Source organism: Corallococcus sp. AB045 (genome assembly GCF_003668895.1).
GTDB lineage: Bacteria > Myxococcota > Myxococcia > Myxococcales > Myxococcaceae > Corallococcus > Corallococcus coralloides.
Genome location: NZ_RAWN01000252.1, coordinates 1 through 11,777 on the forward strand (window position 1 = coordinate 1; position 11,777 = coordinate 11,777).

Below are 11,777 nucleotides of genomic sequence, written 5' to 3' on the forward strand. Positions count from 1 at the left end.
GGTGGGCGGAGTCGTGGGCGGCAAGGTCGGAGGGCAGGGCACCGCGCCGCCCATCTATACGCCGCGCGAGGTGATGAAGCTGCCGGTGCTGCTGTCCGGCAAGCCGGAGTATCCGCGCCGCGCCCGCGAGGACGGAATCACCGGCGTGGTGATGGTGATGGTGATCATTGGCACGGATGGCGCGGTGGAGCCGGGCTCGCCCCGCATCCACCGCTCGGTGCCGGGCCTGGACGAGGCCGCGCTCGAGTCCGTGGCGGGCTGGCGCTTCTCGCCGGCCCTGGGACACGGCGGCGCGCCGGTGCGCGTGAAGGTCGTGATCCCGGTGAAGTTCGCCCTGAGGTAGTTCCTTCGCAGTCCCGTAGAAGCCTTCATGAATCCCAAGCTCCGCTCGATTCTCTTCTGGATCCACCTGGTTTGCGGCCTCATCGTGGGGCTCGTGGTCGGGGTCATGTCGTTCACGGGCGCGGCGATCGCGTTCGAGTCGCAGATCATCGACTGGGCGGACCGTGACGCCCGCCACGCGGCGCCTCCCGCGGAGGGGACTCCCCGCCTGACGCTGGAGGAGATGATCGCGAAGGTGAAGGCGGCGAAGCCCGCCGTGCCTCCCTCCGGCGTGACGGTGTCCCCGGAAGCGGACAGCATGGTGACGGTGGCCCTGGGCCGCGGCGCCGCTGTCTACGTCCACCCCTACACCGGTGAAGTGCGCGAGCCGGGCGCGCAGGGCTGGCGTTCGTTCTTCCACACGATGGAGGAGCTGCACCGCTGGCTCGCGGCGTCCGGCGACAACCGCGCAGTGGGCAAGGCCATCACCGGCGTGGCCAACCTGGCGTTCCTCTTCCTGGGCATCACCGGCCTGTTCCTGTGGTGGCCGCGCAAGTGGACGCTGCGCTCCATGCGGCCCGTCCTGTGGTTCCGCCGCGGGCTCAAGGGCAAGGCGCGCGACTTCAACTGGCACAACGTCATCGGCTTCTGGTCGCTGCCCGTGCTGGTGGTGCTGACCGCGTCCGGCGCGGTCATCTCCTATAAGTGGGCATCGAACCTGGTCTTCACGCTCACCGGCAACGAGCCGCCCGCGGCGCAGGGGCCCATCGCCTCGGCGCCCGCGGCCGTGCCCACGCCCGCGCCGGGGACGCAGCCCCAGCCGCTGGACGCGCAGTTCGCGGCGGTGATGAAGCAGTCCAACGCCTGGGAGACCATCACCCTGCGCCTGGCCACGCCTCAAGGCGCTGGCGCCCCCGGCGGCCGTCCCGAAGGCGCCCCGCGCGGTGAGGGTGCTCCGCGTGGCGAAGGTGGCCCCCGGGCCGAAGGTGGTGCGCGCGGTGAGGGTGGCCCTCGCGGCGAAGGCCGTGCGGAAGGCCGCGGTGGTCCCAAGGGCCCGCAGGCCAGCGCCTTCACCGTCCGCGAGCAGGAGCGCTGGCCGCTCTTCGCCACCAACACGGTGTCGCTGGATCCGTTCACGGCCCAGCCTCTGAAGACGGAGACGTACGCGGACTTCAACAGCGGCCGGAAGCTGCGCACGTGGCTGCGCTTCCTGCACACCGGCGAGGCGCTGGGGTGGGTGGGCCAGCTGATCGCGGCGCTCGCGTCCTTTGGCGCCGTGTTCCTCGTCTACACCGGCTATGCGCTCTCCTGGCGCCGCTTCGTCCCGCGCCGCAAGACGCAGCCCGTGGCATCCGAGGCCCCGGTGGCACCGCCCGCGGAGTCGAACAAGAACGCCGCCTGAAGTCGCGACTCAGCAAACCCATGCAGTCCCGAGGCCCGGACCGCGAGAGCGGATCCGGGCCTCATTGTTTTCACTCTGTGGCCTGTGGCATTCGGCCGTCTGATGCAAAGCAGTGCTGTAACGATCGCCTGCCTTCGCTCCTCACAGTGTCGACGGGAAGAAATTTCTTGTAACGAGAATCAGGGTCCTGCATATGAGAATCATTCTCATTTAGACAGCGCTTCCTATCCCGAGGGGATTCGTGTCCACAGCCAAGCCCGGTCGTACTGGTATCCGCTCATCGAATGGCAACCCTGGAGGCGTGCGCGGCGCGCTCTGGCCCTGGGGGCCCGCTGCCGTAGGCCTTGCCTCCGCCCTGGCGGCGGGCGGCGCGGTGGCGCAGGAGACGCCGGTGACGGGCGAGACGTCGGCGCCGGTGCAGGAGTCCCGGCCGGCGGAGACCGCCCCCGTGGACCAGGACGCTCCGGCCCCTGAGCGCACCCCGGAGTCCGCGCCCATTGGCGCGCCGGCGGCGCAGGCCGGCGAGGACGACGCGTACGTCCTTCCGGAAGTGTCCGTGGAAGGTGAGACGCAGAAGTACAACGTCACCGAGCCCAGCCTGGCCCGCCTGCCGCGGCCGCTGGTGGACACGCCGCAGACCATCACGGTGGTCCCCGAGCGCGTGATGGAGGAGCAGCAGGCGACGACGCTGCGCGATGCCCTGCGCAACGTGTCCGGCATCACGGTGACGGCGGGCGAGGGTGGCCGCCAGGGTGACTCCTTCTCGCTGCGCGGCTTCTCCGCCCAGACGGACACGCTGCGCGACGGCGTGCGCGACCTGGGCTGGTTCACCCGCGACACGTTCAACCTGGAGGGCGTGGAGGTCTACTTCGGCCCGTCGTCGGTGCTGTTCGGCCGCGGCTCCACGGGCGGCGCCATCAACCTGGTGACGAAGAAGGCGCGCAAGGGGTCCTTCACGGACCTGCGCCTGTCCGGCGGCACGGCGCCGATTGGCCGCATCGAGGCGGACGTCAACCAGGAGCTCTCCGACAGCGTCCAGTTCCGCGTGAGCGCCGTGGGGCAGCTGGCGGGCGTCGCCGGCCGTGACGTCGTGAAGGAGAACCGCGTGGGCATCGCGCCGTCCGCGCGCTTCCAGCTGGCGGAGAAGGTCGCCCTGGAAGTGGACTACTTCTACCAGCACGAGGACAGCGTGCCGGACTACGGCCAGCCGTACTTCAACGGCTACCCCGTGGGCGTCACCCTGGACGTGCCCCGTGAGAACTTCTACGGCGTGAAGGACAGCGACACGGAGCTCGTCAATGTCCACATCGGCTCGGCGCGCCTGCTGGCGGACCTGGGCAACACGTTCCGCCTGACGAACACGCTGCGCTACGGCGGCGTGGACCGCTTCGCCCGGCCCACCGCGCCGCGTGGCCTGACGCCGGTCACGGACCCCACCACCATCGGCCGCCAGCGCTTCGAGACGTCCACGGACAACACCTACTTCGCGGACCAGCTGGACGTGCGCGGCGTGTTCAACACGGGCTTCCTCAAGCACACCGCCAACTTCGGCCTGGACGTGTCCCGCGAGCAGCGTGAGCTGGGCCGCATCAACCTCACCACGGCGACCGGCAACCTGCCGGCGGACCTGTTCGATCCGGACAACAGCCCGGACCTGTCCGGCGTGAACCGCGTCCCGGGCGCCACCAACTACAGCCGCCAGTGGAACCTGGGCGCGTACGCGTCGGATCAGATCCAGATCGGCAAGTACGTGGAGGTCCTGGGCACCCTGCGCCTGGACAACCTGCACAGCGACTACGAGACCAAGGCCGCGAACGGTGACGTGGCCGCCTTCGAGCAGGAGAACAACCTGTTCAACTGGCGCGTGGGCCTGGTGCTCCACCCGGCGGAGAACACCAGCGTCTACGGCATGTACGGCACGTCCCAGAACCCGAGCGCGGAGCTGGCCACGCTGGCCAACGACACCGTCACGCTGGATCCGGAGAAGAACGAGACCTTCGAGATCGGCGCCAAGGCGGACCTCATCGCGGAGCGCCTGAGCGTCAACGCCGCCCTGTTCCGCACCAACAAGCTGAACGCGCGCGTGCCGAACTCGGATCCGGACGGCCCGCCCACGGTGCTGGAGGGCAAGCAGCGGGTGCAGGGCTACGCGCTCGGCGTCGCGGGTTCGCCGGTGCGCCGCTGGAACGTGTTCGCCAACTACACGTTCCTGGACGCGAGCATCCAGGAGCACACCAATGAGTTCCTGGTGGACCAGCGCCTGGTGAACACGCCCAAGCGCAGCTTCTCGCTGTGGACCACGTACGCCATCCTGGACAACCTGTCCGTGGGCGGCGGCGCCACCTACCAGGACGTGGCGACGGTGAACAACCCGGCCAACGCGACGGTGCTGCTCACCAAGGTGCCCAACTTCTGGCGCTTCGACGCGTTCGCGTCGTACTCCATCAAGAAGGTCGACCTGCAGCTCAACGTCTACAACCTGACCGACAAGCTCTACTACGACTCGTACTACGGCGGTCAGGCCGTGCCGGCGGACGGCGTTTCCGCGCTGCTCTCCGCGCACGTGCGGTTCTAGTCGCGCGCAATTCCCGCCGGGCGTAGGAGGACGTTCATCATGATGGTGCACATCCCGCAGGTCCTCACGCCCGAGCAGGTGGCCCACTGCCGCGCCGTCTTCGACAAGGCGGCGTGGGAGGATGGCCGGACCACCGCCGGCAAGCAGTCCATGCAGGTGAAGAAGAACCTCCAGCTGCCCGAAGGCAGCCCCGCCGCCCGGGAGCTGGGGGACCTGGTGCTGGCCGGCCTGGAGAAGAGCCCGCTGTTCATCTCCGCCGTGCTGCCCCAGCGCGTCTTCCCGCCGCTGTTCAACCGCTACGAGTCCGGCATGGACTTCGGCTCGCACGTGGACAACGCCATCCGGCCGCTCCTGGGCTCGAACCAGCGCATCCGCACGGACGTGTCCGCCACGCTCTTCCTCTCCGACCCGGACAGCTACGACGGCGGTGAGCTGGTGGTGGAGGACACCTACGGCAACCACTCGGCGAAGCTGCCCGCGGGGGACCTCATCGTCTACCCGTCCACCAGCCTGCACCACGTCACGCCGGTGACGCGCGGCGTGCGGCTGGCGTCGTTCTTCTGGATCCAGAGCATGATCCGCGACGCGGGGCAGCGCTCGCTGCTCTTCGACATGGACACGTCCATCATGCAGCTCACCCGCGAGGTGCCCAAGAGCCCCGCGCTGGTGATGCTCACGGGCGTGTACCACAACCTCCTGCGCCAGTGGGCGGAGCCCTAGCCTCGGACACCGGAGCCGGTAGCCGCTCTACTCCGGGCTGACGTGCAGGGTGAGCACCGGGCACGCGGCGCGGCCCACCACCTTCTGCGCCACGCTGCCCAGCAGCATGCGGGTGAGCCCCTTGCGCTGGTGTGTGCCCATCACGATGAGGTCGTACTTCCCGCGCTCGGCCTCCTCCAGCACCACGTTGCCCGCCTCGCCAATCACCACGCGGTGGGACAGCGCCACGGGCGCGGTGCCGTCCACCTTGCGCAAGAGCGCCTCCAGCTCCTTGCCCGCGGTGTCGCGCGCCATCGCCTCCAGCGACGTGGCGTCCCATCCGGGCGAGGCCACCAGCAGGTCCGGCGCCACGTACTGCGGCGGCTCCCAGGCGTGCAGGATGTCCACCGTCGCGCCGAAGGGGCGGGCGAGTTGCAGCGCGTAGTCCACGACGGACCGGGAACCGTCCTTCAGGTCCACCGGCACGAGGATGCGTGAAGGGCCAGCCATGGGTGTCCTCCTCCAGCGGGAGCAATGAACGCTTAACGCCTGCCCGCCGCCAGGGCAAGGGGGCGTGCAGGAGGAGCCGAGCAGCGGGGCGGGCACGCAGGGTCACCCGCGCATGGGCACCTTCGTGTCCGAGGTCCTGCCCCCATATGCGCCCTCCCATCGACAACGGTACCGTGCTCATCATCGGCGCAGCTGGCGGCATCGGCCGCGAGCTCGCCCGGCTGCTCTCCCCCCGGGTCAGGACCCTGGTGCTCGTCGCGCGCGACGTGGATGACCTGGGGAGCCTGCGGCAGGAGCTGCTCGTCCGGAATCCCACCCTGGGGGTGATGATCCGCGCGTGCCGGCTGGATGATCCATGCGCCGTGGACGCCCTGTTCGATCACCTGGAGCGCCACTACGTCCGCGTGGACGTGCTCATCAACAACGCGGATTACGCCTCCAGCGGCCTGTACGCGGAGGAGCGCTGGAAGCGCATCGAGGAGCTGGTGCAGGCGAATGTGCTGGCCCCGGCCATGATCACCCACCGCCTGCTGGGCCCCATGCTGGAGCGCGGGCGGGGCGGCATCCTCACGGTGGGCTCGGGCGCGGCGCGCCTGTTCCTCCCGGGCGCGGTGACGTTCTCCGCCACGCAGCGCTTCCTGGACGGCTTCAGTGAGTCCCTGCGCCTGGAGTTGAAGGACGCGGGCATCCCCGTCACCTTCGTGGCCCCCGGCCCGCTGGCGCTGGGGCCCCACCTGGACGGAGAGGTGACGCCGTTCTTCGAGCTGTCCCTGCGCCAGTGCGCCCGCGAGGCCCTGGCGGGCTTCGAGCGGGGCGAGGCGCTGGTGTACCCCGGCCTGGGGCACCGCTGGGTGATGCGGCTGTTGCGCTTCCTGCCGCGCTCCTTCAAGCGGGGCCTGGGGCGGCTGGCGCTGGGCGGCCTCAAGCGGACGCTGCTCCTGAAGCCGACCGGGCCCACCGGAACGGATGCGCCCCCCCAGCCGGTGCTGCTGGCCAGAGGGGAGCCTTCGTCCGCGACGTAGACGCTGGGCGACTACAGGCCGATTTCGGCCAGACGCGCCTTCACGCGCGTGGCCTTCACGCCGGTGTTGGCCGTGCCGCGGCCCTGCGAGTTGCCGCCGACGCCGATGTGGTGCAGCGCCACCACCTGGTTCGTGGACGTGGAGATGACGGGCGAGCCGGACGAGCCGCCCAGCGTGTCCGCGTCGTAGGAGATGTCCGTGGTGCTGTAGTTGCCGTTGAGCACCTTGCCCGGCGAGGACTTCTTCGTCGGCGTGCAGGACGACGTCGTGTAGTAGTCGCAGTTCTGGTTCACGACGTACACGGTGGCGTTCGTCGCCGCGTTGGTGCTGGCGACGGTGAGGAAGCCGTACACCTGGCCGGGCAGCTGGCCGTTGACGGCCGAGCAGCGCAGCGCCGTCATGTCGTCACCGCTCCACGTCTTGATGAACGTGGCGCACGGGTACCAGACGCGCGAAGCGGACGCGACGCCGTCCTCGTAGTTGAACGACACGCGCGCGCCCACCGCCTCCGACGCGCTGCCCACGCAGTGGTTGTTGGTGATGACCACGTCGTTGGACACCAGCCACGCCGTGCAGCGGCTGCCCACCGCCGGGATGGAGAGGTAGCCCACCGCCAGGGACTTCGTGCGCTGCGTGCCCGTGAGGGACGTGGCGCTCACCCAGTTCAGCGTGCCCACGATGACGTTGGACTCCTGCGACGCGAGCGGCTCCGCGTCCGGCACGTCCATGGGCTCCACGGAACCACACGCCGTCAGGCCCATCACCAGCATCGCACCCACGAGCTTCTTCGCGGTCATCACTGAATCTCCCCCCGCGCGGCATTGCGCGGCGCGGGGGGCCTAGGCACGCCCCGTGCCAGCGCGCCCGCCAGAGGGGACCCGGCGTCACGCACCCGTGACAGTGGTGCGTGGATGCTCCGTGCAATCCGGTTGCGTTTGTAAAGAAACGTCACGTTCCGCGGCGAATCCCCAGCCATCCCGGCAACTTGCGTGATTTTCCGGGAGTGCCGCTTTTGCGGACATGCGGGGAGCGCCCCTGTCCCAGGCGGAGACAGGGGCGGGGAGGGCGGAATTCTTCAGCCGATGATCATGTCCTCGCGCTCGAGGGTGCCTTCCTCGAAGCGGCGGAGGTTGAAGCGGGTGAAGAGCTCGTCGGAGTCGCCGGAGGTCATCCATTGGGCCATCCGCTCCGCGACGGCGGGGGCCATCATGAAGCCGTGGCCCACGAAGCCGGACAGCTGCAGCAGGTTGTCCAGGCCGGGGGTGCGTCCGAGGATGGGGTTGTTGTCCGGGGTGACGTCGTAGAGGCCACCCCACTGGCGCAGCACCTTCACCTGGCCCACGTGTGGCAGCTGCTCCGTGAGGGCCTGGGCGAAGCGCGCCACGAAGCGCAGGGTGCTGCCCATGTTGGGGCCGGCGGGCTCCTTCGGGTCGCCCATGCCGCCCACGATTTCACCGCGCATGGACTGGCTGAAGTACAGGCCGGTGTCGAGCACCGACACCAGCGGCGACAGGAAGGGCTTGAGTGGTTCGGTGCTGAGGATCTCGTGGCGGTGCGGCTCGTTGGGCAGCTTCACGTCCGCCAGCTTCGCGACCGCGGGGCTCCACGCGCCGGAGGCGAGCACCACGGTGTCGCAGGCGATGTCGCCCCGGTCCGTCTTCACCTTGCGCACCTGGCCGTTGCTCGTCTCGAAGCCGGTGACGTTCGTGTACGTCTCCACCTTCACGCCGCGCTTCACGCAGCCCTGCGCGTAGCCCCACAGGAAGGCCCAGGGGAAGATGACGCCGTCCTCCGGGTTGTAGGCCGCCGTCACGCAGTCCTTCATCGTGAGGTCCGGGACGATCTGTCGCGCCTCGTCCGCGGTGATGATGCGCGTGGGCACGCCGTACTTGTTGTGCAGGGCGGCGTTGCGATCCAGCCGGTACGCGGTGTCCTTGCGCTTGGCCAGGAAGAGATAGCCACCCTGGCGCAGCCACACGTTGACGCCCAGGTCGCGCGCGAAGCCCTTCATCAGGTCGATGGAGCGCTTGGCCAGCTCAATCAGCGCCGGGGTGCCCCACTGCATGCGCACGCCGCCGCCGTTGCGGCCGGACGCGCCCGCGCACAGGTAGCCGCGCTCCAGCACGACGACGTCCGTCTCCCCGCGCAGGGCCAGGTTGTACGCCAGCGACAGGCCCATGATGCCGCCGCCGATGATGACCACCTTCGCCTTCTGCGGCACCGGCCCTTCCGGGCGCAGCGCGGACGGGAAGTGCTCCAGCTCCTGGGGCACGCCGCCCACGGGCGGGACGGACTCGTCCACGGGGGCGCTGGCGAGCAGGCGCAGCTCCGTGGGGTACAGCGGCGGGCGCGGCGTGAAGGGCACCACGGCATCTGGCTTGAGCGCCGGGGCCTTCTGCTTGAGCAGCGCGGCCACCGCGGCGTGACAGCTCTTGCCCTGGCAGATGCCGGTGCCGAAGCCCGTGTAGCGCTTCACCGACTCCACGTCGTGGTAGCCGCGCTCGATGGCGTGCTCCACGTCCGTGACGGTGACGTCCTCGCAGGTGCAGACGAGCGCCTTGCTCATGACAGCCCTCCCATCAGCGCCTGCGCCGCGCGTGCGCCCATGGCCGCGGCGTCCTTCGCCGTGCCGACCTTCGCCACGTCGCCCGCGACGAACACGTCCGCCGCCTGCGTGCGCCCGTCCGCGTCCGCCTCGACCCGGAAGTGGCCCGCGTCCGCGTCGAACTCCACCTTCGCGCCGCCCTGGCGCGCCAGCTCGAAGCCCGGCGTCACCGGCACGGACACCACCACCGCGTCGCACGACACCTTCTGCTTGCGCCCGCCCTGGGGCGTGAAGCTCAGGGCCGTCACGCCGCGCAGGCCGTGGGCCTTGAGCCCGTCACCGACGACGGCCTTCGGGTGCGCGTTCGCGGGCAGCGGGCCCTTCAGGTCCACCACCGCCACCACCTCCACGCCGCGCTGGGTGAACAGGTGCGCCAGCGCGTGCAGCTCCGGGCCGTGGCCCACCAGCGTCGCCACCTGGGGCGCCACGTCGTGCTTGCGCAAAAGCAGGCTCGCCGCGCGGCCCGCGATGACGCCGGGCAGGTCGTTGTTCTCGAAGGGGAGGGTGGGGGGATGGCCGCCCACCGTGAGCAGGAAGCGCTTCGCGTAGACCTTGAGCAGCCGCAGGTTCGCCGCCTCCCGCGCCGCCACCGCCAGGTAGCGGCCGTGCTCGTCGTCATACAGGCCGATGACGGTGGCGTTCTTCACCACGCTGCCCTGCGGGAACGCGGTGGCCTCCGGCACGAAGGGCGCGTTGTCCTCCGGGGCGCCGTGGGCCAGCCGTCCGCCCAGGTTCGCGTCGCGCTCGAAGAGCAGGAAGGGCACGCCCTGTCCGGCGAGCACCCGCGCCGCCTCCAGGCCCGCCGCGCCGCCGCCCACCACCGCGACGGGGGTGTGGAAGGTGCGAGGGGGCAGGGGCGCCGGGCCCGCCTCCCGGGGCAACAGGCCCAGGCCGGCCAGCTGCCGGGCCACGCGCGCCATCACGTCCTCCGCCACCGGCACGCCCGCGAACATCTCGTGGTGATCCAGGCGCTTGGGGAAGAACCAGTCGATGGTCTCGAAGATGTCCACCTTCGCGGACGGGTACGCGTTCTGCCGCTCCAGCCGCATGCCCTCCTTCGCGGGGGTGCGGCAGGTGTAGACGTTGGGCAGCCCGTCCACGCGCATGAGGCAGTGCGAGCAGGCCGCGGCGAAGCAGTACGGCCCGCGCGGGCGGTGGTACTTCACGGAGCGGGAGAGGACGTTCTCGCCCGCGGCGATGAGGGAGCACGCCACCGGCTCGCCTTCGATGGCGGGGATGCTCTCGCCCTCGAGGTCCACGGTGATGGCCCTGCCGCGCGGGGTTGCGTCTGGGAGGCGTCGCATGGGTGCCGCGCAAAATGGCGCACCCGACGGAGCCGGTCAAAGCCTGTCAACGGCCGCCCGCCCATCGTCAACACCCGGTCACGACAGCGCAGGTGATGGCGCGCGAGCGTGGCACTTGTTGGAGAAGGAAAAAGCCCCACTCCCGGTGCGCTTGGGAGCGGGGCTTCATGATGCGGTGTGGCAATCCGGGGGCCGTGAGGCCGGGTGCGTCAAACCGGGTTCTCGCTCCGGGGGAAGATGGGCTCCGGCATGCCCCGGCCGCGGTAGCCGAACCGGGTGCGGATGACCGCGCCGAAGGCCAGCGGGATGAGGACGAGGTTGAGGAACACACCCAGCACCGGGATGTGGCTCACCAGGAGGATGAGGCCCAGGCCCAGGGCGAGCACCACCGCCTGCGTCTTGCGGCCGCGCAGCACCGGAAGCCGCGTGCCCACCTCGCTGGCGATGGCCGCGTAGCTCAGCGCCGTGCCCAGCATGGAGGCGACCAGGAGGGCGAACGCCACCGGGATGCCGATGAGCGTGATGCACAGGACGATGGTCAGCGGGATGAGGGCCGCCATGCCGACCAGGCCCACCCAGAAGTTGCGGGCGGGGTTGGCGCGGATCTCATCGCCCAGTTCCTTCATGCGCGCCGGGAAGAACATCTGCCCCAGGAAGCCCAGGCCGAAGAGGAGCGCGAACTGGAGGATGAAGGACGCCAGTCCCCCGCCGCGGTCGTGGTCGTCATCGTCGTCGTGGTCCACCGACGCGTCGTGGTTCTGCCCGTCCTGCATGCCGCGCTTGATTTCACCCGCCACCATGCGGCCCAGGCCCGCGCCGCCGAAGGACTCCAGGCTGCCCTCCACGATGGCGCCGTCCGCCTTCTGCACCTGGCCACCGAAGGCGGACACGTCGCCCTCCACCTGCGCGTTGGGCCCCAGGATGACGTTGCCGCCGAAGGCGTGCGCGTCTCCCTCCACGTGCCCCTGGATCTCCAGGTTGCCGCCGAAGGTGACCGCGTCGTCCTCCACGGTGCCCTTCACGATGAGGTTGCCGCCGTACACGACGGCGCTCTCCACGGACTCGCCCTCCTTCACCTCCAGGTTCTGTCCGCGCGCCACCACGTCCCGGGCGCCGCGCTTGCCCTTCTTGTGCTTGAAGCTGTCGCGGAAGCTGCGGATCTCCTCGCGGATGCGCTGCTTGGCGGCCTCGGCCTCTTCCTTCGCGGCCTGCTTGGCCTCATCGCGGGCGCGCCTCGCCTCTTCGCGGGCTTCCTCGCGCGCCCGCTCCGCCTCTTCGCGGGCCAGGGCGCGCTCCTCGGGCGTCGCGTTCGCGTCCATGGCGGGCGGCTCGGGAGGGG

10 protein-coding genes are annotated in these 11,777 nt (G+C 70.3%); 5 read left to right on the top strand and 5 right to left on the bottom strand.

Going from position 1 to position 11,777, the window contains the following annotated elements; genetic code table 11:
* From D7Y21_RS36610 to D7Y21_RS36625, 4 genes are all read left to right on the top strand, one after another.
* Positions 1-343, top strand: a 343-nt coding sequence (locus D7Y21_RS36610) for an energy transducer TonB (RefSeq protein WP_147469477.1), incomplete at its 5' end; no start/stop codon positions are given.
* 27 nt (positions 344-370) lie between these two features.
* On the top strand, positions 371-1,723 hold the full coding sequence (locus D7Y21_RS36615) for a PepSY domain-containing protein (RefSeq protein ID WP_121718163.1): 1,353 nt from the start codon (positions 371-373) through the stop codon (positions 1,721-1,723).
* A gap of 301 nt (positions 1,724-2,024) precedes the next feature.
* Complete coding sequence (locus tag D7Y21_RS36620; protein ID WP_233612430.1) at positions 2,025-4,298, top strand: TonB-dependent siderophore receptor; 2,274 nt, start codon at positions 2,025-2,027, stop codon at positions 4,296-4,298.
* A gap of 39 nt (positions 4,299-4,337) precedes the next feature.
* A complete protein-coding gene (locus D7Y21_RS36625; protein ID WP_121718165.1) occupies positions 4,338-5,018 on the top strand; it encodes a Fe2+-dependent dioxygenase in 681 nt (226 codons plus the stop codon).
* Between the two features lie 27 nt (positions 5,019-5,045).
* Here D7Y21_RS36625 and D7Y21_RS36630 read toward each other — a convergent pair whose 3' ends face one another.
* Positions 5,046-5,507: a universal stress protein gene (locus D7Y21_RS36630; protein ID WP_120563100.1), complete on the bottom strand. Its 462-nt coding sequence runs from the start codon at positions 5,505-5,507 to the stop codon at positions 5,046-5,048.
* Positions 5,508-5,653: 146 nt separating this feature from the next.
* On the opposite strand from D7Y21_RS36630, the gene D7Y21_RS36635 reads away from it, so the two are divergent.
* The gene (locus D7Y21_RS36635; RefSeq protein ID WP_120563101.1) at positions 5,654-6,529 is read left to right on the top strand and encodes an SDR family oxidoreductase; all 876 of its coding nucleotides are present in this window, start codon (positions 5,654-5,656) and stop codon (positions 6,527-6,529) included.
* Between the two features lie 11 nt (positions 6,530-6,540).
* On the opposite strand, the gene D7Y21_RS36640 is transcribed toward D7Y21_RS36635, so the two are convergent.
* The 4 genes from D7Y21_RS36640 to D7Y21_RS36655 form a co-directional block, all read right to left on the bottom strand.
* Positions 6,541-7,326, bottom strand: coding sequence for a serine protease (locus D7Y21_RS36640; RefSeq protein ID WP_120563102.1), 786 nt, complete (start codon positions 7,324-7,326; stop codon positions 6,541-6,543).
* A 278-nt stretch (positions 7,327-7,604) separates the two neighbouring features.
* Positions 7,605-9,095: an FAD-dependent oxidoreductase gene (locus tag D7Y21_RS36645; protein WP_121718166.1), complete on the bottom strand. Its 1,491-nt coding sequence runs from the start codon at positions 9,093-9,095 to the stop codon at positions 7,605-7,607.
* Positions 9,092-10,438: a 2Fe-2S iron-sulfur cluster-binding protein gene (locus D7Y21_RS36650; protein ID WP_121718167.1), complete on the bottom strand. Its 1,347-nt coding sequence runs from the start codon at positions 10,436-10,438 to the stop codon at positions 9,092-9,094. Before D7Y21_RS36650 ends, D7Y21_RS36645 begins: the two co-directional genes overlap by 4 nt.
* Before the next feature lie 209 nt (positions 10,439-10,647).
* The coding region (locus D7Y21_RS36655) for a polymer-forming cytoskeletal protein (RefSeq protein ID WP_147469478.1) at positions 10,648-11,777 on the bottom strand (1,130 nt) is incomplete at its 5' end.

What these genes read in the sequence shown, in the direction of transcription:
- D7Y21_RS36615 (WP_121718163.1), top strand. Translation starts at nt 371, where the DNA reads ATGAATCCCAAGCTCCGCTCGATTCTCTTCTGGATCCACCTGGTTTGC.
- D7Y21_RS36625 (WP_121718165.1), top strand. Translation starts at nt 4,338, where the DNA reads ATGATGGTGCACATCCCGCAGGTCCTCACGCCCGAGCAGGTGGCCCAC.
- D7Y21_RS36630 (WP_120563100.1), bottom strand. Translation starts at nt 5,507, where the DNA reads ATGGCTGGCCCTTCACGCATCCTCGTGCCGGTGGACCTGAAGGACGGT.
- D7Y21_RS36635 (WP_120563101.1), top strand. Translation starts at nt 5,654, where the DNA reads ATGCGCCCTCCCATCGACAACGGTACCGTGCTCATCATCGGCGCAGCT.
- D7Y21_RS36640 (WP_120563102.1), bottom strand. Translation starts at nt 7,326, where the DNA reads ATGACCGCGAAGAAGCTCGTGGGTGCGATGCTGGTGATGGGCCTGACG.
- D7Y21_RS36645 (WP_121718166.1), bottom strand. Translation starts at nt 9,095, where the DNA reads ATGAGCAAGGCGCTCGTCTGCACCTGCGAGGACGTCACCGTCACGGAC.
- D7Y21_RS36650 (WP_121718167.1), bottom strand. Translation starts at nt 10,438, where the DNA reads ATGCGACGCCTCCCAGACGCAACCCCGCGCGGCAGGGCCATCACCGTG.